We start from the raw sequence: 19,866 nt of genomic DNA on the forward strand, positions 1-19,866 counted from the left end.
ATCACTCCCGCCCGAGTATCGTCGCGGCCGTCTCCACGCCTTCGCGCGTGCCGATCACGATGAGGGTGTCGCCACCCGCGAGGCGGAAGTCGGGGGCGGGCGACGGAATGGCGTCGGCCCGCCGCAGGACCGCCACGATCGAGACGCCGGTGTCGGTCCGCATCCGGGTCTCGCCGAGGAGCCGCCCGTTCCAGTACGAGGTGGCCGAGAGCAGCACCCGCTCGGCGACCAGGCCCAGATCAGTGGTGTGCAGCAGATTGGGGCTGTGGTGCGACGGCATCAACGCGTCGATCAGGGCCTCCGCCTCGCCCGAACTCAGCCGCAGCGACAGGGCGCACTCGTCCGGATCGTCGGAACGGTACGCGCTGAGCGTCCGTGCCCCGTCCCGGTGCGCGACCACCGACAGGCGCCGTTGTTCTCGGGTCGTCAGGTCGTACCGGATGCCGATGCCTGGGAGCGGCGTACGGCTGAGACGTGATGCGGGCACAGCTTTTCCCCTTGCGCGATAGGTGATCATCCCGGGATGTCACCCTATCGGGGCCAAGTGTTGGCAAAATTACGTGGCAGATGCGGCAGACGTGGCAAGCACCGTCTCGACGGTGTCCGCCTGCTCGGGGGGTTTGTCCTCGCGGTAGCGCAGGACGCGGGCGAAGCGGAGGGTGACGCCTGCCGGGTAGCGGGTGGACCGCTGGAGGCCGTCGTAGGCGATCTCGACGACGAGCTCGGGACGTACGTGCACCACGTGGCCGTTGTCGCCGACCGCCAGCTCCTGGAGGCGCTCGGTCTGCCAGGCGAGCATCGCGTCCGTCATGCCCTTGAACGTCTTGCCGAGCATCGCGTACGTCCCGTCGGCCCGCCGCGCGCCCAGGTGGAGGTTGGAGAGCTTGCCGGTGCGGCGGCCGTGTCCCCACTCGGCGGCCAGCACCACCAGGTCCAGCGTGTGGACCGGTTTGACCTTCAGCCAGGAGGCGCCGCGTCGGCCCGCGTTGTACGGGGCGTCGAGCGACTTCAGCACGACTCCCTCGTGACCGCGCCCGAGCGTGGCCTCGAAGAACTCCTGCGCCTCGCCGCGCAGCCGCTCGTCACCCGGGTCGTCGACCAGCGTGCGCCGCACCCGCATCGGCTCGGGGACCAGGGCGGCCAGCTCCGCGTGCCGCTCGGCGAACGGCAGGCCGAGCAGGTCCCGCCCGCCCACGGACAGGGCGTCGAAGAAGACGGGGGACAGGGGCAGCCCGGCCGCCGCCGCTTCCACGTCGACGCGCGACCCGACGCGTCCCGCGATGTCCTGGAAGGGGCGCGGCCGTCCCTCGGCGTCCAGGGCGATGACCTCACCGTCCAGAATGAAGTGCTCGCCCGCGAGACCGTGCGCCGCGGCCGTCAGTTCGGGCAGCCGGCCGGTGATGTCGTCCAGGGTCCGGGTGTAGACGCGTACGTCGTCTCCGCTGCGATGCACCTGTACGCGGATGCCGTCCAGCTTCTCCTCGACCGCGCACGCGCCGAGCTTGTCGATGCCCTCGGCGACCGACGTGGCGCTGTGCGCCAGCATCGGCAGGACGGGGCGGCCCACGGTCAGCCGGAACTCGTCCAGCGCCTCGGGGCCGCGCGCCAGCAGCGCCTGCGCGACCGGGCTCACGGCGCCGGCGAGCATCACCGAGCGCCGCACGGCGTCCGCGGGAGCCCGCGTGGCCACCGCAAGGCCCTCGACGGCGACCGCGTCCAGGGCGCCCTGCCGGACCTCACCGGTGAGCAGCCCCACCAGGAACCGCTGCTCGTCCGCGGTCGCCGCCCCCATCAACTCACCCACGAGCCGCCTGCGCTCGGCCTGCGACCCGGCACCGGCCACCGCGCCGATCGCCGTGAGCGCCGCGTCGACGCCGTGCACCGTCAGCGTCGCTTCGGCGGCGGGCGGCCCCGCGTCCTTGAGCGTGCTCCACCCGATGCCGAGCCGCCCCTGAGGCAGTCGCCCCGCCAAATACGGAATGACGACGGGCACGTCCTCCGGCTCCGCCGCCCGGAACAACTCGGCGAGCAGAGCGATCTTCCGGGACCGCGCGGAGGTGGCGGCCACATCCTTGGACACGTGTGCGAGCCGGGCGAGCAGCATGGGCCCATCCTGCAACGGGGCGAGCCTGCTGTTCTTCAAAGACACGTGTGTACTCCGCCGTGACGGGCACACGGACGGGCACACGGCCGCCGACGGGGACGTCGGTCATGGTCGAAGTGGCGCAGGTCACATGGATCTCTTGGCGTGTCGCCGTAATGACACCCCGCCTCACGGGGTCGTAAGGGCACAGGGGTCCCGCGACTGGACGCCCAGAACTGGAAAAACGCAGAAGTGGAGCCCGATCATGGCCGTCACCCTCCAGCAGCCCACCCGTGCCCGCCTCATCACCCCGGACGGTCATGAGCGCGGCCTCTCCGTGGTCCTGCGCTACTCGGCGGAGGACCCCTTCGCGGTCCAGCTCACCTTTCCCTCCGAGGCCTCGCTGGACGGCATGGAGGTCACCTGGATCTTCGCGCGCCAGCTCCTCGAAGACGGCCTCCGTGCCCCGGCGGGCAGCGGTGACGTGCACATCTGGCCGTGCGGGCGGGCGCGGACGGTGATGGAGTTCCACGCGTACCACGGGCTGGCTCTCGTACAGTTCGACAGGATCGCACTGCGCCGCTTCCTGATGCGGTCGTACGCCGTGGTGCCCGCGGGCGGCGAGGAGAGCAGCCTGGATCTCGACCAGGGTCTCTCGCGCCTGCTCGGTGGCGTCTGATCCATCCCGGGCATTCCCCCGACCACCGGGAGCCCACGCGCGCACGCCGCGAACAGGGCCTCCTCGTGCGCCGCCTCCGGCGAGGCCACCAGCGGCGCCCATATGACCGGCGCCGAGCACGGCCACCCCCAGCGGACCGCTCACCCGACGGCCCTCTCGCGCTCGCTCACTCGTCGAACTCCCGTCGGACGTACCTGCGTCGGGCCACCGTGACCGCCCGCCGCCGGAGCGCCACGACCACGCCCGCGAGCACGACCACCGAGCCCGCGGCGACCAGCAGCACGGCGGGCCAGTCGGAGTCCTCCGGCCGCACGGCCAGCGCGGTGCCCCGCGCTGCGACCTGCGCGGCGCCCGGCGCGGTGCCGGACGCTTTCGACGCCGGCAGCAGCGAGCCCACCGGCCGCACCTTCCCGGCCGCCGCGAAGCCCCAGTCGAGCAGGGACCTCGCCTCCTCGTACACGGCCCGCAGGCCGTCCGTCCGGGGTTTCAGCACCGTCACGACGAGGGTGCGCCCGCCGCGCTGGGCCGCGCTGATCAGGGTGGAGCCCGCGTGGCTCGTGTAGCCGTTCTTGATGCCCAGCAGGCCCGGGTAGGGCGCGACGCCGTCGGCGCCGGTCAGCAGCCGGTTGGTGTTGTGGATGCGGTAGGACCAGCCGCCCGCGGGGAAGCGGGCGACAGGCGTCGAGCAGTAGCGGGAGAACTCCGGATCGGCGAGCCCCGCCCTGCCGAAGACGGCCAGGTCGTACGCCGATGAGACCTGCCCGTCGGCGTCATAACCGTCGGGCGACACCACGTGGGTGTCCCGCGCGCCCAGCTCGCGGGCCTTGGCCCGCATCTGCTCGACGGTTCTCGGCAGACCGCCGTTGAGCCGAGCGAGGACGTGCACGGCGTCGTTGCCGGAGCTGAGGAAGACCCCGCGCCACAGGTCGGCGACCCGATAGGCGCGGCCCGGCGCCACGCCCACCAGGCTGCTGCCGTCGCCGACCTCGTCCAGCTCGTGCTCGGCGACGATGTGGCGTCGCTCGGCGTCCAGACGGGGGAGCGCCGCCAGGGCGAAGAGGGACTTGAGCGTGGAGGCCGGCGGCAGCGGCCGGTGCGCGTTCTTGGCCGCGAGCACCTCGCCCGTACGGGCGTCCGCCACCAGCCACGCGAGCGCGGAGACGTCGGCGGGCAGGCCGGGCGCGGCGGGCCCGGGCCGGACCTGGACGCCCGGCCGGTCGAGGAGGACGGAGGAGTACGCCGGAAGCGGCCTCGGCGGCGCGGGCTCGGCCGGGGCGTCGGTCGCCGAGACCGGTGTGGACGTAAGGACCAGAGCCCCGAGCGCGAGAGCCGCGGCGCAGACGGAGGAGGAGCGCGAAAGGTACCTGATGGCCATCCAGCCACCGTAGGAGCGCCGCCCCGAGTCCGCAGATCGGCTTGGCCCGGCTGGAGGCATCACCCCGTCACCTCGCTTGCGGCGCAGGGCCGCTGCCGCTCCGCGGCGGACTTCCGTACGAGTGGGGAAGCGGGGCGAGTCGGCGTCAGGCCGCGAGGTTCTTCTCGATCGCGGCGATGACCTCGGGCGCGTCCGGCTCGGTGCGCGGGCCGAAGCGGGCGACGACCTCGCCGGAGCCGTCGATCAGGAACTTCTCGAAGTTCCAGCGGATGTCCCCGGTGTGCCCCTCGGCGTCCGCCGTGTCGACGAGGCGCGCGTACAGCGGGTGCCTGCCCTCTCCGTTGACGTCGACCTTCTCCGTCATCGGGAAGGTCACGCCGTACGTCGCCGAGCAGAACTCGGCGATGTCCTCGGACGTGCCGGGCTCCTGGCCCATGAACTGGTTGCAGGGCACCCCGAGCACGCTGAAGCCGCGCGGCCCGTACTGCTCGTGGAGCCGCTCCAGGACCGCGTACTGCGGAGTGAGCCCGCACTTGGAGGCGACGTTGACGACGAGGACGATCTTGCCCTCGAACTGGCGCAGGTCGGCGGAGCCGCCCCGCAGGGCGCCGATTTCTTCTTCGTAGACAGACATGGTCACTGAGCCTACGCCCGCCCCTGGGCCTTCCGGGAAGCGCCCGGCTCCTCGCGGTGCAGTCGGCCCCGGGCGACCAGTTCGACCGTGAGGGCCACGGACAGGGCCTGGACCGCCATCAGGGCGATCAGGACGAACAGCTGCACGGCGCCCGCGAGCACCGGGGACGCGCCGCCCAGGAGCATGCCGACGAAGGCGCCGGGGAGGGTGACGAGCCCGACCGTGCGGGTCTGGTCGAGGCCGGGCAGCAGGGCGTCGGAGGCGGCCGGGCGGACCACCTCCAGGCGGGCGTCGCGGTCGGCGAGGCCGAGGGCGAGGCCCGCCTCGAACTCGCCGTGCCGGGAGCGCAGTTCGTCGAGGGAGCGGCGCCCGGCGAGCACCGTCGCCGTCAGCGCGCCGCCGATGAGGATGCCCGTCACGGGGACCATGGTGATGCCCCGCACGGGGAGCAGCCCGGCCGCGGTCAGGCCGGTCACCACCGGGACGACGGGGCCCGCGATCGGCAGCGCCGCCCACCACCAGGTGCCGTTCGGGGTGATGCGCCGCCCGGCGGTGCGGGCGGCCACGGCGAACATGAGCAGCAGGAACGCGTACAGCGCCGCCGCGTGGTGCACCACCCAGCCGATGGCCAGCGAGACCACGGCCAGTTGGGCCGTGGCGCGTACCCCGGCGACCAGGATCTCGCGCGCCCTGCCGCGCGAGACATCGGGAGCGAGCCGGAAGACGGCCGCCGTCGCGGCGGCGACGAGCAGCAGCGCGAGCAGGGCCACGGCGAGCGCCGTATTGACCGGAAGGAGGGCCTGGGCAGCGAGAGCACGCACGCGATCACCCTAGGGCGTGTCCGCGTGTCCGCCCCGGGGCCGGTGTCGGACCGTGGGCCGCCGCGCTCCCGTGCGTTCCGGCGCCGCTCGGGACATGAGGCGGGTGACCTGTAACGATGGGGCGGGAAAGACGTGGAGAGCAAGACGTGGAGAGAAAGAAAGAAGGGCTGTAGTCATGGCGCAGCAGGTGCAGGGCGTGATCGCGCGCGCGAAGGGCGAGCCGGTACGGATCGAGACGATCACCGTCCCGGACCCGGGCCCGGGAGAAGCCGTGGTGAAGGTCCAGGCGTGCGGGGTCTGCCACACCGACCTGCACTACCGCGAGGGCGGCATCAACGACGACTTCCCGTTCCTGCTCGGGCACGAGGCGGCGGGCGTCGTCGAGTCGGTCGGCGAGGGCGTCACCGAGGTCGCGCCCGGCGACTTCGTGATCCTCAACTGGCGTGCCGTGTGCGGCCAGTGCCGCGCCTGTCTGCGCGGGCGTCCCCAGTACTGCTTCGACACGCACAACGCGAAGCAGAAGATGACCCTGGCCGACGGCACCGAGCTGTCACCCGCCCTCGGCATCGGGGCCTTCGCGGAGAAGACCCTCGTCGCCGCCGGGCAGTGCACGAAGGTCGACCCGGACGCCTCGCCCGCGGCGGCGGGCCTCCTCGGCTGCGGAGTGATGGCCGGGATCGGCGCCGCCATCAACACCGGCGGGGTCGGCCGCGGCGACTCGGTCGCCGTCATCGGCTGCGGCGGCGTCGGCAACGCCGCCGTCGTCGGTGCCCGCCTCGCCGGAGCCGCGAAGATCATCGCCGTGGACATCGACGACAAGAAGCTGGAGACGGCGAAGGGCCTCGGCGCCACGCACACTGTCAACTCCCGCTCCACCGACCCGGTCGAGGCCGTGCGCGAGCTGACCGGGGGCAACGGCGCCGACGTCGTCATCGAGGCGGTCGGCCGCCCGGACACGTACGAACAAGCCTTTTACGCCCGTGACCTGGCGGGCACGGTCGTCCTGGTCGGTGTGCCGACCCCCGAGATGAAGATCGAGCTGCCGCTCCTCGACGTCTTCGGGCGCGGCGGCGCGCTGAAGTCGAGCTGGTACGGCGACTGCCTGCCCTCGCGGGACTTCCCGATGCTCATCGACCTCTACCGGCAGGGCCGCCTGGACCTGGACGCGTTCGTCACGGAGACCATCGCCCTTCAGGACGTGGAGAAGGCCTTCGAGCGGATGCACCACGGAGACGTGCTGCGTTCGGTGGTGATGTTCTGATGGGGACGGCCGCTGACCCCCTGGAAAGCGCGTCCGGCGCGCGCGTCGACCACCTCGTCACGTCCGGGACCTTCTCCCTGGACGGCGGCACCTGGGAGGTCGACAACAACGTATGGATCGTGGGTGACGACAACGAGTGCGTCGTCATCGACGCCGCGCACGACGCGGACGCCATCGCGCGGGCGGTGGGGGAGCGGCGCCTCGTCGCCATCGTCTGCACCCACGCGCACGACGACCACATCGACGCGGCCCCGGCGCTGGCCGCCCGGACCGGCGCGCCGATCCTTCTCCATCCGGCCGACATGGAGCTGTGGAAGCGGACGCACCCGGACCGCGCTCCCGACGGCGAACTCTCCGACGGGCAGGAACTGGCCGTCGCCGGTACGTCGTTGACGGTGCTGCACACGCCGGGGCACTGCCACGGCGCGGTCAGCCTGTACGCACCGGCCCTCGGCACCGTCTTCACCGGCGACACGCTCTTCGCCGGCGGACCGGGCGCCACGGGCCGCTCCTTCAGCGACTTCCCGACGATCGTGGAGTCCGTCAGGGAGCGGCTTCTGACGCTGCCGCCCGAGACGGTGGTGCGTACGGGCCACGGCGACAGCACGACGGTCGGCGCCGAGTCGCCGCATCTGGAGGAGTGGATCGCCCGGGGGCACTGATATCCCGACACGGTACGGCCCCGCGTGGTTCGCCACGCGGGGCCGTACGCGTAGTGGCTCGCGACTGGCACCGCGTACTGGCACCGCGCACTGGCACCGCCCCACGATCTCCGATAAGTTAGGCAAGGCTTACCTAATGGAGGTTGGGAATGAGTGTCCGTCACAGCAGCACGACCGTGCCCACAGCGGCGGCACGCGCTCGTTCAGTGCTCGCCACCGCCTGGTCCTGCGCGGTGACCACGGAGATCGGCAGGGACGAACTCGTGGGCGCGCACAGCGTCACCGAGGACGGCAGGCTGCGGCTGTGCCCGCCCGAGGACAGCGCGCTCGCCGCCGCCCTCATCTGCGCGCCGCGCGGCGAGCCCTCCACGCTGATCGAGTTCGCCGACGTCGCGCCGGTACCGCTCAGGGACCGGATCCGCGCACGCCTGTGGCTGTCGGGGTCACTGACGTACGACGGTGACCACCTCGTCTTCGAGCCGACGTGCGCCGTGCTGCACGACTCGAACGGCGAGCGCCAGGGCGTCGAACTCGACGAACTCGCCCTGACCGTGCCCGACCCGCTCGCCGAGGCGGAGTCGCGGCTGCTCACCCACCTCGCCGACGCCCACCCGGACGCCGTCGAACAGCTCACGCGCCTCATCGGCCCCGACAGCCTCCAGGGCGTGGTGCGGGTCCGCCCGCTCGCCATCGACCGGCACGGGATCTCCCTGCGCCTCGAACGCGCCCGCAGCCAGGCCGACGTACGCCTGCCGTTCCACCAGACCGTCGAGGACGTCTCCCAGGTGACGGAGTGCATGCACGCCCTGCTGGCGAAGGCCCGCCTCTCAACGACCCGGCGGGGGCGGCCCGTCGGGGGTTGACCGCATCGACCGCAGCGCCAGGAGCAGCACCCCGATGTCGTCCAGGTAGACGGGGTCGGGGAGCAGGTCCGTGGGCAGGACGAGATAGGCGACCGCGGCCCAGAAGACCCACTGCCGCTCGACGGGCAACCCGGCTCTGCGCAGGGCGCGGCGGGTGCGGACGAGGCGTATGAGCAGCACGATGGCGACGGCCAGCGTCGCGACGACCAGAACGGCTGCGCCGACGAGGAGAACGGTCATTTCCGTGCTCATACGTACGTACGTTACCGACGGCGGCGTCGCTCGGCGCCACCCTGATAGTCGTCGACATGCAGTCCGCCTTCGTCAGCGGCGACGGAGCCGTGCCGGACGCCGGCCGCCTGCTCGACAGGGTCCGCGACCTGATGACCCGGGCCCGCGAGAGCGGCGCGCTCGTCGTCCAGCTGCAGAACGACGGGGACCCCGGCACCCCCGACGAACCCGGCACCCCCGGCTGGCGCATCCACCTGCCGGCCGACGCCGACCGGGTGGCCGAGTGGGCCCTCGGCGACGAGGTCGAGGTCGTGGCCCGGGCCGGTGACGTCGGGTTCACGAAGCCCTAGGTTGCGGCCGCCCTTGGACGCGCCCGGCGCGACGCTCACTTATGACGTACCGCACCCGGACGGCGGTGGCGACACCGGCGGCCGTCCGCTGCTGCTGTTGGGATGTCTGCGAGCGGGACCGCGGGGCACACGGACTGTGGCACCGAGACCGTCCACCCCTCCGTACAGAGGAGTCGTCCCATGCTGGGCATAGCCGCCGCCGTCCTGTTCTTCATCGCCTTCCTCATCAACGCCGCCGACATCGGTACGAACGACGTGTTCACCTCGGGCAACGTCATGTTGCTGGGGCTGACGCTGCTGGCGCTGCACGTCGCGGGCATTGGTACGTCCTGGCCCTCCCGCCGCCGCTGAGCCGCCGCCATCGTGGGACGGGGGCCCGGCCCGCAGGGGCAGCGGGCCCCGGTCCGGATGACCGTTATGGCCGTTCTCGGCCAGGAGTTCGAGTTCAGGACGTAGGATCCCGAACGTCGTAAAGATCATTCGGACCCGGGGGGAACATCCATGTCTCGTCACTTTCTCAGCCGCCGCGGAGTGCTGACCGGCACCGCCGGCGCGGGCGTCGCGCTGGTGGCCGGCTCGGCGAGTGCCGCGTCGGCCGCGGCCACGCCGACGCCGAGCCCGTACGCGCTCAAGCCGCCGCACCAGATCGAGGCCGAGGCCCTGATCGACTACCTGCGGATACGTCCCTGGAGCGACGCCGCCAACCGCTACAAGAAGGCCGGGGAGTTCCCGGACGAGAACTCCGCCGTCGTCTGGGGCGCGCCCGGCCATCCGGAGCAGTTCTCCGCGCTCGCCCAGTGCTCCTCGTTCCTCACCCTGGTCCTCCAGCGCGCCTACGGCACCGGGACGGCGTACGACTGGGCCACCAGGGAGTTCTTCAGCCAGCACTTCAAGACGGAGGCCGGGAAGTTCTACCCGACGGCCGAGAAGTTCCGCGAGGGCTTCGCGAACGCGGCGTCGATCCCGCACTTCACCGGCGTCACGAAGCCGGTCAACCTGCGGCCCGGCGACCTGGTCGCCTTCGACTACGACGCGGAGGAGACCACCAAGCCCTACACCGGGCACATCGTCATGATCCGGGAGCGCAAGGGGACCCTGGCGTCAGCGGTGGACGACCAGGTCGGCGAGGGCGTCGTGCCGTACGTCTTCGAGGTCGTCGACTGCACCAGCGACCCGCACGGCATGCCGACCGCCTCCTCGACCGCCGAGGCGACGTACCGGGGCTTCCCCGACACCCGCATCGAGGAGACCACCGACGGCTGGAAGGAGCACAACGGTGTCGGCTACGGCCACATGATCTTCTACGCGGACCCCACCACGAAGCTGTTCGCCGGCTACCGCTGGAGCGTGAACTCCGGGACCGCCCGCAGGGACGCCGACCGCCCGATCGCCGCCGCGCGCGTCTATCTCGGCTGAAGCGGAACAACCAGCGTTGCGGGACTGGGGCTTACGCGCGTCAGGCCGGGCCGTGCCGGACCGGCAGCGCGCACACCGCGACCGGCGCCGCGAACGGCTTGCCCGCGAGGCGCAGCGCACCGCTGCGCCGGTCGACCCGGAACACGCTCACCGAGTCCGACTTCTGGTTCGCGGTGAACAGCAGCCCCTCGGACGGGGAGAGGGCGAGGTGCCGGGGAAAGTCCCCGCGTACGGGCACCGTGTCCAGGAACCGCAGCCGGGCGCCGTCGCTCTCGATCGCGTACCGCGCGACGCTGTTGTGGCCCCGGTTGGCGAGGAAGGCGAAGCGCCCCTCGCGCGTCACCACCAGCTGCGCCGGATAGTTGGTGCCGTCGCCGGAGCCCGTCGACTGCGGCTTGCCCGGCGTGAGGCGGCCCGTGGTGGGGTCGTACGCGCAGACGACGACCGTGTCGTCGACCTCATTGGCGAGGTACGCGAAGCGGCCCGAGGGGTGGAAGGTGAGATGGCGCGGCCCCGCGCCGGGCCGCAGGACCGCGTACGACACCTGGCGGAGCGTGCCCGCGTCGGGGTCGAGCCGGTAGGTGTAGACCGTGTCGTTGCCCAGGTCGACGGCGAGAATGTGGCGGCCGTCCGGGGACGTGACGATCTGGTGGGCGTGCGGGCCCTCCTGGCCCGGGCCCGGCGGCGGGGCGGAGTGCGTGACCAGGTCGGTCCGCTCGCCCAGCGCACCGGAGGCGCCGATGGGGTGGACGGCGACGCTGCCCGAGAGGTAGTTCGCGCTGAGCAGCCAGCGGCCGCTCGGGTGCACCGACAGGTGACAGGGGCCCGCGCCGCCGGTGCCCCGCGTGCCGAGGACCTCGTGCTTGCCGCCGGGGGAGAGCGCGATGGCGGTCACGCCGCCGTTCTCCCGCTCGTTGACGGCGTAGAGCGTGCGGCCGGAGGGGTGCGGCGCCAGATAGGAGGGGTCGGGCACGCCGGTGATCGTGCCGGTGCCGGTGACGCGGCCGGTCGTCTCGTCGTACGTCGCCAGACCGATGCCCGGACCGCCGCCTTCCTGGGAGGTGTACGTGCCCAGGAACAACTTTCCCTCACGGCGCGGATGGTGGGACGTGGATGTGGACGTGGATGTGGACGAGTCGGGGTCCTTGCGCGTGCGGTCCGGGATCTCGCGCTCAGGGGCGCCGCGGTCCGGCGGGCCGGAGGAGGCACAAGCCGCGGTCGAGGACACCGCCCCCGCCGTGGCCGCCCCGGCCAGCGCCGCGATGAACCGCCGCCGCCCCGGCAGGCTTCCGGAAGCCCCGGCCGTCCCTGCTCCGTTGTTCATGGCTGCACCTCACGCGTCGGTGGTGACGGATGTGGCAGCCACAGTGCCCCGTACCCGATCAGGCCGACAAGAGGCGCACCGTCCGGGTGCGGTACGCGCACCTTCCGCGCGTGGTGTCCCCTCTCTGCCCAGGTGCCTGTGCACCGTCCGAGCGCCGGCTGCGCCTCATCCGGGCCATGCCTGCCCGCCGCCCGCCTGACCGCCCGAGAGTGATCCGCGGGCGCCCGGGTCCGCCGTCCGGCGGAGGCGGACGGACCCGGAGGCCGACGTGGCGGCGGCGCACGCGCGCGAGCCTCGGGGGACGGCGATGTCGGCCCCCTGGAGGAAACCGTGACGGCCCCCGCGAACACACCACAGTCACCACAGTCCCCTCAGCCCAGGCGCGCATGGCCGAGAACCGACGGCGTCCGCCGCTGGCCCGACTGGGCGCCCCTCGCGGCCCAGGTCTGGGGTGGGCTCTACGCCACGGTCCTCATCGGCTGGGCCGCGACGGGCACCGCCGTGCCGCTCACGGCGCACTCATACCAGCCGACGGTCCTCCAACTCGCCCAGGCCGCCTTCGCCGTACTGGCCGCCGGGGTCTGCGCGGCGGCGCCCGGACACCGCACCGGAACCGGCCGCATCGTCGTGGGAACCTCGCTCGTACTCCTCATCCCGGCCTTCGGCTGGGGCGCGATCGGGTTGCCGATGCACTTCGTGACGCTGGCGTCCGGCTCGGGAGTGGAGAGCGCCACAGGGCTCGCCCACATGCTCCTGAACACGTGCGGCACCGGACTCCTCGTCATGGTCGCGGTGGCGTACCGGCGCCGGTCGCACGGCCGGTGCCCACGCTGCGGCCAGGAGCACGCGGGGCCGAGCGACGGCCCGTTGGTCCATCCGGCCGCCTCCACCGCGTCGCCGCGCACCCGCGTGACGGCGTACGTCCTCGTGTGCGGGCTGCTGCCCTGGTCCGTGGTCAAGACCGTCTGGCTCTTCGGCGGCGACGCGATCGGCGTGAGCGGCGAGGCCTGGCAGAACGACGTGGAGGCGGAGGCTACGGGCGCATCGCGGTCCCTCGCCGCGGTAGGCGTCGACGTCACCGTGCTCGCGGCGCTGCTCGGCGTCTTCCTGCTGGCCGGCCTGATGTACCGCTGGGGCCAGGTGTTCCCGCGCTGGACGCTGCTCCTCGCCGGGCGACGCGTACCGCGGCTGCTGCCGCTGATCCCCGGCTGGCTGACCGGCGCCGCCCTGTCGGTCTACGGCACGGGGCTCCTCGTATACGCCCTGTTGAGCACGCTCGGCGTGGTGCGGGGGGCCGAACCCACCGGGGTCTTCACCACCGTCGAGGGGATGACGTGGATGGTGGCCTTCGGCGGGCTGTGCTTCGGGGGCCTGGGCGGCGGCCTCCTGGTGGCGGCCCGGTCGTACGCGGCACGTACGCGTACGGTGTGCGGCGGCCGCGAACGATCACTCCGTGTGTCGGGCGGCGTAACGCCTCGCAAAGGCAAGGCGGTGTAACGCCCCGCAGTGTCGGGGCGACGTCACGCCTCGCACGCGTCGACGCCGTGCGTGTCCCACGCCGGGAAGGGGTCGTTCCGCGGCGCCTCCTCGCCCTCGGCGAGCAGGCAGCGGGTCAGCGCGGCGCGCAGCGGACCGGCACGCAGCTCCGTACCGATGAACACCAGCTCCTGCCCCTGCGGGTCGTCCGCCGTGCGCGCCCCCGAGGGCTCGAAGCGGGCCACGGAGCCGGCCTGCGACCACAGACCCGTCACCCGGGGGCGGCTCGCCAGCCAGAAGAAGCCCTTGGAGCGCAGGACCCGCCCGAAGGCTCCGCTGTCCATCTCCTCCGTGACGAAGGACCACAACCGGCCGGGGTGGAAGGGCCGTCCCGCACGGAAGACCATGCTCGAAATGCCGTACTCCTCGGTCTCCGGGACGTGCTCTCCGTTCAGTTCCCGCACCCACCCCGGAGCCTGCTGAGCACGCTCCAGGTCGAACAGGCCGGTGTCCAGGACCTGTGTGAGATCCACGCGCCCCCTGGTCGCGGGCACCACGCGGGCGAGCGGGTTGAGGCGCGCGAGGGTGGCCGCGAGCCGCTCGGCGGTGTCCGCGTCGACGAGGTCGACCTTGTTGAGGACGATGACGTCGGCGAACTCCACCTGGTCCATCAGGAGGTCGCTGACCGTGCGCTCGTCGTCCTCGTACTGGTCGAGGCCGCGTTCCGCGAGGCCGTCCCCGTCGCTCAGTTCAGGCAGGAAGTTCGCGGCGTCCACCACGGTCACCATGGTGTCGAGCCGGGCCAGATCGTCGAGCGTGGCGCCGTCGTCGCGCGGGAAGGCGAAGGTCGCGGCCACCGGCATCGGTTCGGAGATGCCGCTGGACTCGATGAGCAGATGGTCGAAGCGGCCCTCACGGGCCAGCCGGTCCACCTCTTCGAGCAGGTCGTCGCGGAGGGTGCAGCAGATGCAGCCGTTGGTCATCTCGACCAGGCGTTCCTCGGTGCGCGAGAGGGCGGCCTCGCCGCCGCGGACCAGCGCGGCGTCGATGTTGACCTCGCTCATGTCGTTGACGATCACCGCGACGCGCAGACCATCGCGGTTGCCCAGGACGTGGTTGAGCAGCGTGGTCTTGCCCGCGCCGAGGAAGCCTGACAGGACGGTCACGGGCAGCCGGTCGCGTGCCGCGGTTCGTACGTGCGTCATGTGGGGCGGCGCTCAGCTCTCCGGGCGCAGCAGGCCGCGCTCGTACGCCCTCAGCAGCCGCTGCGGGACCATGTGCCGCGTGCCGTCGACGGTGACGGGTACCAGTTGCGGGGTGCTTGCCTTCCACTGGGCGCGGCGGTGACGGGTGTTGCTGCGGGACATCTTCCGCTTGGGTACGGCCATGGGTCTGGGTCCTCCTGAGATGTGAGGTCGGGGTGGCGCCCCGACGCTATATGAAAATGGATCCCATTAACAACTGGCGATGGCGACCGCGCCTGCCCAGGCGAGATACGCGGCGTTCACGGCCAGCCGCGCCGCCACGCCGGGGCCCGTGTCGAGGAAGCGGGTGGCGCAGCGGGTGTGCCGGGCGGCGTCCAGGTGCGAGACCTGGAAGACGCCGAGCAGCACGACCGCGACCCAGCCGCCTGCCCCGCGCGTGGCGGGGGCGAACAGCAGCCCGGCCGTCAAGAGTTCGGCGAGGGCGCTCGCGGCGACGATGATGGAGGGCGACGGCAGCCAGGCCGGGACCAGGGTGCGGAAGTACGCGGGGAAGGCGACGTGAGCGAGAGCTGTGCAGGAGAGGAAGACCGCGAGGGCCAGGGCGGCGAAGGTGTGCATGCGGCGATGGTCGTGCCGGGCCCTGAGCGGCGTATTGAACAGAACGCTTGCGCAGGGGGTGGCTTCGCGGGGTGGGGGTCGGTGACGGTGTTCCGTGCGGACCAGGCGTCTGCGTGGGGGGCTTTCCGGGACGGGGCTTGGCGTAGCTGTCCCGGGCGGTGCGGTGCTCTGCGTGGCACGGCCTCGCAGGGCCGGACTCGGAGTCGGCGTCCTGTGCAGTCCAGGACCCCGCGAGTGACTGCCTCTTCGAACGGGGGCCGGTGACGGTGTTCCGTGCCGTCGGCCAAGACGCGGACGTGCCGCCGGTGTTCGCCGTCGCGGGTGACATCGCCCTCTTCGGCGAAGCCCGTCCGTACGAAGTCACGCGGCACCGGCATCCCGCCTGGAAGCTCGTCCTGCCGCTCGGTGGTCACGCCTTCGTGGGGGAGTCGGCCGGTGCGGGCGTGCTGGTTCCGCCGCAGTACACGCACGCGTGCGCCACCACGTCCGCCTTCGTCGCGGTCTTCATCGATCCCTGGTGCCTGCGGGCGGACCCCTCCGCGCCGACATGGCTGGACGGCTGTGCCGTGCGGCGGCTCCTCGATGCCTCGGACGGGGGCGTTGGCGCGGGCGGCGCGCCGGATGCGGAGGCGTTGCGCGCCGAGGTGGCCTCCGTCGCGGGACCGCGTACGGGTGTCGATCCGCGCGTGCCGTATGCCGTACGGGCGGCCTGCGCCAACGCCTCCCGCGTTGACGCCGTCGCCGCCGAGCTGGGCCTCTCGCCGGCCCGGCTGCGCGCCCTGGTCGCGGCGGAGGTCGGCATTCCGCTGGTCACCTTGCGCCAGTGGGGGCGGCTGCGGGCCGCGTTCGGATCGCTCGTGGGGAGGGGCGGCGCGGGCGGGGCGAAGAGCATCGCGGACGCCGCCGCCGACGCAGGCTTCGCGGACCAGGCACATCTGACCCGCGCCGCCCGGCGCTTCACGGGACGTACCCCCGGCTCGCTGGACCGTCACCCTCACCCTCGCCCTCGCCGCCGCTGACTTGACCCTCACGTCGCGTGAGGCTTCAGGCTGTACGTCGACGAAAGGCGACCTTGAGTTTCACCGTGGGGCAGGTCTCCGGCTTCGCGGGGGTCACCGTCCGTACCCTGCACCATGACGACCGGGCCGGGCCGCTCTGCCGGGAACGCGGGAACCCGGGAACCCGGCTTCGCCCTCGACGAGATCGACGAGATCCTGGCCGACCCGCAGGCGCAGCCCCCAGGAGCGGTTCGAGGTTTTCGGGGAGATCACCTTCGACCTGAGCTACGCCACCGAGGCCGAGCTGAAGCGGAGGGACATTCCGGGGTGTTGGGCGGCCATGAAGAGCGCCGCCGCGCACTCCAAGGAGGACTGGGCGCGGCTCATGGACGAGGCGGCGCGGGGGGCGAGGCCGCGACGGGGCCGGTCGAGGCGCACCGGCAGTACATAGCCCGCTGGTTCACCCCGTGCCCTTCCGAGACGCATCTGCGGATCGCTGACGACTTCGCCGAGGACCCGCGCGCCTTCGCCCGCGTCGTACCGCCGTCCCAGCAGAGGCCGGGGCTCGCCACGTATCTGCGTACGGCTGTGCACGCCAATGCCCTTCGCCGCACTGGGGGCCACCCTCAAGAGCGTGGCGAGCCTCGGTCAGACACGAACACTCACCCTAGAGGTGAGGTTGAGGGCAACCCCGCTCCTCGACCCGGAGGAAGAGACCGATGACCCCGCATCCTCACCACCACCGTCAGTTCGTACGGCGATGTCGCCCCGTACAACGGCCTCGGCGTACGTCTGCGCGCAGCCGGGCACGACGTGGCGCTCGCCACGCATGAATCCTTCGCGCCGCTGGTCCAGGCGGCGGGGCTGAAGTTCCGTGGACTGCCCGCCGGCGCCGGAGCCACGGGCGGCGCGGGAGCAGGACGTACCAGAGCAGGCCGAGCCTTGCCGAGGCCGCTCCTGAGGACGGCCGCTCCAGCCGCCGCGGGCCGCTCGCCCTAATCGCCGCCGACAACAACCGGCTGCTGTGGCCGGCGGCGGTCCTGACGCGGCAGCAGCAGCGGCGTGGCCAGCATCAGCAGGCCGGCTGTCGCGATCGCGGTGCGTGGGTCGGTGAGGGCGGCCAGTAGGCCCCATAGGGCGGTCATGGCCGCGGTGGTGACCTTGCCCGTGATCGACCAGGCGGACAGCGTGCGGGCGACGCGGTCCGTCGGGATCTGTTCCAGGCGATACGTGGCGACCACCGGATTGAACACACTGGAGCAGGCGATCAGGCCGAACTCGACGACCATGACGAGGACGAGCCCGGCGACGCCCGGGCGGACGAGGGCGAGCCCCGCGGACCAGCACACGCGCAGTACCCCGAAGGAGAGCAGGACCGTGTGCTGCCCGTACCGCGCGACGAGGCGCCGGGCCAGCCGGGAGCCGATCAGCCCTCCGATACAGGGCACCGCGAAGGCGAGACCGTACTGCCAGGGAGCGAAACCGAGGCTGCCGAGCATCAGCACGGCGAGCAGTGGCGATGCCGCCATGATCAGGCCGTTGACCAGCAGCGTGTTGAAGAACAGCGGGCGCAGCACGGGGCTGCCCAGGATGAACCGCCATCCGTCGAGCAGGTCCCTTCCCCGGAGCCGGTCCGGTGCCGCCCCGGTGCGTACGGGGCGCGGTTCCTTGTCGCCGATCGTCCGCAGGCCCACGGCCGAGAGCAGATAGCTGACCGCGTCGGCCGTCACGGTCAGCACGGGGCCGAACAGACCGATCGCCGCCCCGCCGAGAGGCGGCCCGAGCATGGTGGCCGTCCAGGTCGTCGACTCGAACCGTCCGTTCGCGACGAGCAGGTCCCGCGGAGGCACCAGCCCCTTCAGGTAGGCGCCGGCGGCCGCGCCGAACGTGATGTCGGCCGCGGCGACCACGACCGACACGACGAGCAGCTGCGCGAAGCCGAGCAGCCCGAGCGCGAACGCGGCGGGGACACTGATCAACGCCGCGAACCGGACCAGGTCCATCGCCATCATCACCGGACGCTTGCGGCGGAACTCCACCCACGGCCCGAGCGGCACCGCCACCGCCGCCCCCACCGCGAGGCCCGAGGCGGCAAGGAGCGCCACCTCCGTGGGACCGCAGTGCAGCACCAGGATCGCGATCAAGGGAAACGCGTCGAACGCCAGCCGCGTACCGAACGTACTGACCGCGTACGCCGCCCACAGCCACCCGAACCGCCGCCCGAGCGACCGTCTCCCCACCATCCCGCGCACCCCTCACCCGATGACCTCGGCGAACCCTGACGACCCCGGCGAACCCCGATGACCCCGGCGAACCCAGGCGATCCTGGTGATCCCGACGAACCCCGGCAAACCCTGGTGATCCCGGCGTTCCCGGCGATCCCGACGACCCGACGTCCTCGACAACCCCGTGTTGACCGGCGTCATCCAACCGGCCGACCCCCCGCCTGATCAAACAACCATCCCAGCGGCCAGCCACAACCATGCGTGGTGTGGGGGAGACCGCCGTCCTTAGGGTGGCGGTCATGGACCTCTATGCAATGCGCGCCTTCGTCGCCGCCGCGGAGGCGGGCCGGTTCCAGGGCGCCGCCGCCGACCTGTCCATCACCCAGCAGGCCGTCTCCAAGCGCATCGCCACGCTGGAGAAGGATCTCGCCGTACGGCTGTTCACCCGCACCGCCCGCGGCGCCCGGCTCACCATCGACGGGCAGGTGTTCCTGCCGCACGCCCGCGAACTCCTCCAGGCCGAGGAGCGCGCGGCCGCCTCCGTACGGCCCGGCGGCCGCGCGCTGCGCGTCGACGTGATCGGAGCAGGAAGACCGGCCGGAACCAGCCCGGAAGCAGGCTCTCCACCCGGGCGACGGCATCCGTCATGTCGGCCTGGGTCGCGGCCGTGACGCCCGCGACACCGAGCGCGACGGAGGAGACGAGCCCGCCGAGCGCGCCGGAGAGGGTGACCGAGCGCAGCGGGGTGTCCGGCGGCAGACAGCGGGTGTAGTCGGCGGGCATCGGCGGATACGAGAAGGGGCCCGCCAGCATCACGACGAAGGCGGGCGTCCACCCGGAGAAGCCCGCGCCACCCGCCCCGTCCGTGCCCTCCGCGCCGCCCGCCGCCCCGAACGCCCCGCCGAACTCGGTACCCGGCAGCAGGAGAAGCAGCAGCACGCCGAAGCCGGCCGCCAGGACGTACGTCGGCCACCGCTCGGCGAGCTGCACCGTCGCATGCCCCCACATGGTGACCCCCGCTGGATGCTGTGGATCGAACTCTGGGCACGCGCCGGGGGAACGAACCACTCCGCACCGCCCAGGAGGAGCTCGACCAGGGCTGGCAGGACGATCTCACGGCGCTGCTCGCCCTGGCCGCGGCAGCGAACGCCTTCGCCGTCGACGACGCCGCGGGCCGTGCCGGTGAACTCCTCGCCCTGCTGGACGGGTTGAGTACGCGCGTGGTGCTCGGCCAGCGGGGCGCGGACCGTAGGAGCGCGCTGGCGTCGGCCCGCTCGGCGGCCCGGCGGCTGGTGGGGCGGGCGGCTGAGCAGCGGCCCGAGCAGTAGCCCGAGCGGCCGACTGGCCAGGCGCTTCCTCGGCTCACCGTGGAAGAGTTCCGGGTATGAGCGAGTATCCGTACACGGCGAACCCTCGGATCACGGTCCTCGGCGTCCAGCACGGCAGCCCGCCGTTCCGCATCGTGGAGATCGACGGTGAGGTGGTCGGCACGGCGAAGACCGTCATGGACGTCCTGGACGCGGCCGCCATGGCGGGCATCCCCGTGCACGACCTCGACGATCCGGACGCCGTGCGCTGGGTGGGCGGCGACAAGTTCACCTGGCGGCCGCGCTGACCTGCTGGCCGCGCTGACCGGGCACTGGCC

At 72.5% G+C, this 19,866-nt stretch carries 23 protein-coding genes and 3 pseudogenes; 14 read left to right on the plus strand and 12 right to left on the minus strand.

From position 1 onward, the window contains the following. Nucleotide 1: 1 nt before the first annotated feature. Nucleotides 2–517: a cation:proton antiporter regulatory subunit gene (locus tag ACWDVB_RS04270; protein ID WP_451513974.1), complete on the minus strand. Its 516-nt coding sequence runs from the start codon at nt 515–517 to the stop codon at nt 2–4. Between the two features lie 39 nt (nt 518–556). After that, complete coding sequence (locus tag ACWDVB_RS04275) at nt 557–2,104, minus strand: ATP-dependent DNA ligase (RefSeq protein WP_451514046.1); 1,548 nt, start codon at nt 2,102–2,104, stop codon at nt 557–559. 244 nt (nt 2,105–2,348) lie between these two features. Between ACWDVB_RS04275 and ACWDVB_RS04280 the strand changes: the two genes are divergently transcribed. After that, a complete protein-coding gene (locus tag ACWDVB_RS04280; RefSeq protein ID WP_451513973.1) occupies nt 2,349–2,762 on the plus strand; it encodes an SsgA family sporulation/cell division regulator in 414 nt (137 codons plus the stop codon). A gap of 166 nt (nt 2,763–2,928) precedes the next feature. On the opposite strand, the gene ACWDVB_RS04285 is transcribed toward ACWDVB_RS04280, so the two are convergent. The 3 genes from ACWDVB_RS04285 to ACWDVB_RS04295 form a co-directional block, all read right to left on the minus strand. Beyond that, the gene (locus ACWDVB_RS04285) at nt 2,929–4,137 is read right to left on the minus strand and encodes a D-alanyl-D-alanine carboxypeptidase family protein (RefSeq protein WP_451513972.1); all 1,209 of its coding nucleotides are present in this window, start codon (nt 4,135–4,137) and stop codon (nt 2,929–2,931) included. A 145-nt stretch (nt 4,138–4,282) separates the two neighbouring features. Continuing rightward, on the minus strand, nt 4,283–4,771 hold the full coding sequence (locus ACWDVB_RS04290) for a glutathione peroxidase (RefSeq protein WP_451513971.1): 489 nt from the start codon (nt 4,769–4,771) through the stop codon (nt 4,283–4,285). Between the two features lie 11 nt (nt 4,772–4,782). Next, a complete protein-coding gene (locus tag ACWDVB_RS04295; RefSeq protein ID WP_451513970.1) occupies nt 4,783–5,592 on the minus strand; it encodes an ABC transporter permease in 810 nt (269 codons plus the stop codon). A gap of 175 nt (nt 5,593–5,767) precedes the next feature. Between ACWDVB_RS04295 and ACWDVB_RS04300 the strand changes: the two genes are divergently transcribed. From ACWDVB_RS04300 to ACWDVB_RS04310, 3 genes are all read left to right on the plus strand, one after another. Next, on the plus strand, nt 5,768–6,853 hold the full coding sequence (locus ACWDVB_RS04300) for an S-(hydroxymethyl)mycothiol dehydrogenase (protein ID WP_451513969.1): 1,086 nt from the start codon (nt 5,768–5,770) through the stop codon (nt 6,851–6,853). After that, nucleotides 6,853–7,515, plus strand: coding sequence for an MBL fold metallo-hydrolase (locus ACWDVB_RS04305; protein WP_451513968.1), 663 nt, complete (start codon nt 6,853–6,855; stop codon nt 7,513–7,515). Before ACWDVB_RS04300 ends, ACWDVB_RS04305 begins: the two co-directional genes overlap by 1 nt. Nucleotides 7,516–7,664: 149 nt before the next feature. Next, nucleotides 7,665–8,378, plus strand: coding sequence for a DUF2470 domain-containing protein (locus tag ACWDVB_RS04310; protein WP_451513967.1), 714 nt, complete (start codon nt 7,665–7,667; stop codon nt 8,376–8,378). On the opposite strand, the gene ACWDVB_RS04315 is transcribed toward ACWDVB_RS04310, so the two are convergent. Further along, nucleotides 8,343–8,630 (minus strand): YkvA family protein, encoded by a 288-nt coding sequence (locus ACWDVB_RS04315; RefSeq protein ID WP_451513966.1) that lies wholly within the window; start codon nt 8,628–8,630, stop codon nt 8,343–8,345. The genes ACWDVB_RS04310 and ACWDVB_RS04315 overlap by 36 nt on opposite strands. Before the next feature lie 44 nt (nt 8,631–8,674). Between ACWDVB_RS04315 and ACWDVB_RS04320 the strand changes: the two genes are divergently transcribed. From ACWDVB_RS04320 to ACWDVB_RS04330, 3 genes are all read left to right on the plus strand, one after another. Next, entirely contained in the window at nt 8,675–8,959 is a 285-nt protein-coding gene (locus tag ACWDVB_RS04320) for a hypothetical protein (RefSeq protein WP_451611939.1), read from the plus strand. Nucleotides 8,960–9,139: 180 nt separating this feature from the next. Then, the gene (locus ACWDVB_RS04325) at nt 9,140–9,310 is read left to right on the plus strand and encodes a hypothetical protein (protein WP_451513965.1); all 171 of its coding nucleotides are present in this window, start codon (nt 9,140–9,142) and stop codon (nt 9,308–9,310) included. A 150-nt stretch (nt 9,311–9,460) separates the two neighbouring features. Next, a complete protein-coding gene (locus tag ACWDVB_RS04330; protein WP_451513964.1) occupies nt 9,461–10,375 on the plus strand; it encodes a hypothetical protein in 915 nt (304 codons plus the stop codon). A 40-nt stretch (nt 10,376–10,415) separates the two neighbouring features. Here the strand turns inward: ACWDVB_RS04330 and ACWDVB_RS04335 are convergent, their stop codons facing one another. Next, nucleotides 10,416–11,699: a lactonase family protein gene (locus ACWDVB_RS04335; protein ID WP_451513963.1), complete on the minus strand. Its 1,284-nt coding sequence runs from the start codon at nt 11,697–11,699 to the stop codon at nt 10,416–10,418. A gap of 330 nt (nt 11,700–12,029) precedes the next feature. Here ACWDVB_RS04335 and ACWDVB_RS04340 point away from each other — a divergent pair, with 330 nt between their 5' ends. Continuing rightward, nucleotides 12,030–13,196: a hypothetical protein gene (locus ACWDVB_RS04340; protein ID WP_451513962.1), complete on the plus strand. Its 1,167-nt coding sequence runs from the start codon at nt 12,030–12,032 to the stop codon at nt 13,194–13,196. A gap of 23 nt (nt 13,197–13,219) precedes the next feature. Here ACWDVB_RS04340 and ACWDVB_RS04345 read toward each other — a convergent pair whose 3' ends face one another. From ACWDVB_RS04345 to ACWDVB_RS04355, 3 genes are all read right to left on the minus strand, one after another. Beyond that, a complete protein-coding gene (locus tag ACWDVB_RS04345) occupies nt 13,220–14,380 on the minus strand; it encodes a GTP-binding protein (protein ID WP_451513961.1) in 1,161 nt (386 codons plus the stop codon). Between the two features lie 12 nt (nt 14,381–14,392). Beyond that, a complete protein-coding gene (rpmF, locus tag ACWDVB_RS04350) occupies nt 14,393–14,563 on the minus strand; it encodes a 50S ribosomal protein L32 (RefSeq protein WP_451513960.1) in 171 nt (56 codons plus the stop codon). 66 nt (nt 14,564–14,629) lie between these two features. Next, on the minus strand, nt 14,630–14,998 hold the full coding sequence (locus ACWDVB_RS04355; RefSeq protein WP_451513959.1) for a hypothetical protein: 369 nt from the start codon (nt 14,996–14,998) through the stop codon (nt 14,630–14,632). Between the two features lie 260 nt (nt 14,999–15,258). Between ACWDVB_RS04355 and ACWDVB_RS04360 the strand changes: the two genes are divergently transcribed. The 3 genes and pseudogenes from ACWDVB_RS04360 to ACWDVB_RS04370 all read left to right on the plus strand — a co-directional run bounded on the left by ACWDVB_RS04360 (nt 15,259) and on the right by ACWDVB_RS04370 (nt 16,995). Beyond that, entirely contained in the window at nt 15,259–16,017 is a 759-nt protein-coding gene (locus ACWDVB_RS04360) for a helix-turn-helix domain-containing protein (protein WP_451513958.1), read from the plus strand. 53 nt (nt 16,018–16,070) lie between these two features. Continuing rightward, nucleotides 16,071–16,719 (plus strand): annotated as a pseudogene (locus ACWDVB_RS04365) (MerR family transcriptional regulator). 6 nt (nt 16,720–16,725) lie between these two features. Continuing rightward, a complete protein-coding gene (locus ACWDVB_RS04370) occupies nt 16,726–16,995 on the plus strand; it encodes a glycosyltransferase (protein ID WP_451514044.1) in 270 nt (89 codons plus the stop codon). Here ACWDVB_RS04370 and ACWDVB_RS04375 read toward each other — a convergent pair. Next, nucleotides 16,992–18,239 (minus strand): MFS transporter, encoded by a 1,248-nt coding sequence (locus ACWDVB_RS04375; RefSeq protein ID WP_451513957.1) that lies wholly within the window; start codon nt 18,237–18,239, stop codon nt 16,992–16,994. The genes ACWDVB_RS04370 and ACWDVB_RS04375 overlap by 4 nt on opposite strands. Before the next feature lie 281 nt (nt 18,240–18,520). Here ACWDVB_RS04375 and ACWDVB_RS04380 point away from each other — a divergent pair. Further along, nucleotides 18,521–18,805: pseudogene (locus ACWDVB_RS04380) on the plus strand (LysR family transcriptional regulator); the annotation flags it as partial. 1 nt (nt 18,806) lies between these two features. Here the strand turns inward: ACWDVB_RS04380 and ACWDVB_RS04385 are convergent. Then, nucleotides 18,807–19,235, minus strand: a pseudogene (locus ACWDVB_RS04385) (cytosine or purine or uracil or thiamine or allantoin permease); the annotation flags it as partial. 14 nt (nt 19,236–19,249) lie between these two features. Between ACWDVB_RS04385 and ACWDVB_RS04390 the strand changes: the two are divergent. Next, nucleotides 19,250–19,549 carry a TetR family transcriptional regulator C-terminal domain-containing protein gene (locus ACWDVB_RS04390; protein ID WP_451513956.1) on the plus strand — a complete coding sequence of 100 codons (300 nt, stop codon included), beginning with the start codon at nt 19,250–19,252 and terminating at the stop codon, nt 19,547–19,549. A gap of 56 nt (nt 19,550–19,605) precedes the next feature. Then, the gene (locus ACWDVB_RS04395; protein ID WP_451513955.1) at nt 19,606–19,836 is read left to right on the plus strand and encodes a hypothetical protein; all 231 of its coding nucleotides are present in this window, start codon (nt 19,606–19,608) and stop codon (nt 19,834–19,836) included. Nucleotides 19,837–19,866: the final 30 nt, after the last annotated feature.

This window comes from Streptomyces sp. NPDC003379, from assembly GCF_053589195.1.

Coding starts and splice junctions, on each gene's coding strand:
- ACWDVB_RS04270 (WP_451513974.1), bottom strand. CDS start 517: ATGATCACCTATCGCGCAAGGGGAAAAGCTGTGCCCGCATCACGTCTC.
- ACWDVB_RS04275 (WP_451514046.1), bottom strand. CDS start 2,104: ATGCTGCTCGCCCGGCTCGCACACGTGTCCAAGGATGTGGCCGCCACC.
- ACWDVB_RS04280 (WP_451513973.1), top strand. CDS start 2,349: ATGGCCGTCACCCTCCAGCAGCCCACCCGTGCCCGCCTCATCACCCCG.
- ACWDVB_RS04285 (WP_451513972.1), bottom strand. CDS start 4,137: ATGGCCATCAGGTACCTTTCGCGCTCCTCCTCCGTCTGCGCCGCGGCT.
- ACWDVB_RS04290 (WP_451513971.1), bottom strand. CDS start 4,771: ATGTCTGTCTACGAAGAAGAAATCGGCGCCCTGCGGGGCGGCTCCGCC.
- ACWDVB_RS04300 (WP_451513969.1), top strand. CDS start 5,768: ATGGCGCAGCAGGTGCAGGGCGTGATCGCGCGCGCGAAGGGCGAGCCG.
- ACWDVB_RS04305 (WP_451513968.1), top strand. CDS start 6,853: ATGGGGACGGCCGCTGACCCCCTGGAAAGCGCGTCCGGCGCGCGCGTC.
- ACWDVB_RS04310 (WP_451513967.1), top strand. CDS start 7,665: ATGAGTGTCCGTCACAGCAGCACGACCGTGCCCACAGCGGCGGCACGC.
- ACWDVB_RS04315 (WP_451513966.1), bottom strand. CDS start 8,630: ATGAGCACGGAAATGACCGTTCTCCTCGTCGGCGCAGCCGTTCTGGTC.
- ACWDVB_RS04325 (WP_451513965.1), top strand. CDS start 9,140: ATGCTGGGCATAGCCGCCGCCGTCCTGTTCTTCATCGCCTTCCTCATC.
- ACWDVB_RS04330 (WP_451513964.1), top strand. CDS start 9,461: ATGTCTCGTCACTTTCTCAGCCGCCGCGGAGTGCTGACCGGCACCGCC.
- ACWDVB_RS04335 (WP_451513963.1), bottom strand. CDS start 11,699: ATGAACAACGGAGCAGGGACGGCCGGGGCTTCCGGAAGCCTGCCGGGG.
- ACWDVB_RS04345 (WP_451513961.1), bottom strand. CDS start 14,380: ATGACGCACGTACGAACCGCGGCACGCGACCGGCTGCCCGTGACCGTC.
- rpmF (WP_451513960.1), bottom strand. CDS start 14,563: ATGGCCGTACCCAAGCGGAAGATGTCCCGCAGCAACACCCGTCACCGC.
- ACWDVB_RS04355 (WP_451513959.1), bottom strand. CDS start 14,998: ATGCACACCTTCGCCGCCCTGGCCCTCGCGGTCTTCCTCTCCTGCACA.
- ACWDVB_RS04375 (WP_451513957.1), bottom strand. CDS start 18,239: ATGGTGGGGAGACGGTCGCTCGGGCGGCGGTTCGGGTGGCTGTGGGCG.
- ACWDVB_RS04395 (WP_451513955.1), top strand. CDS start 19,606: ATGAGCGAGTATCCGTACACGGCGAACCCTCGGATCACGGTCCTCGGC.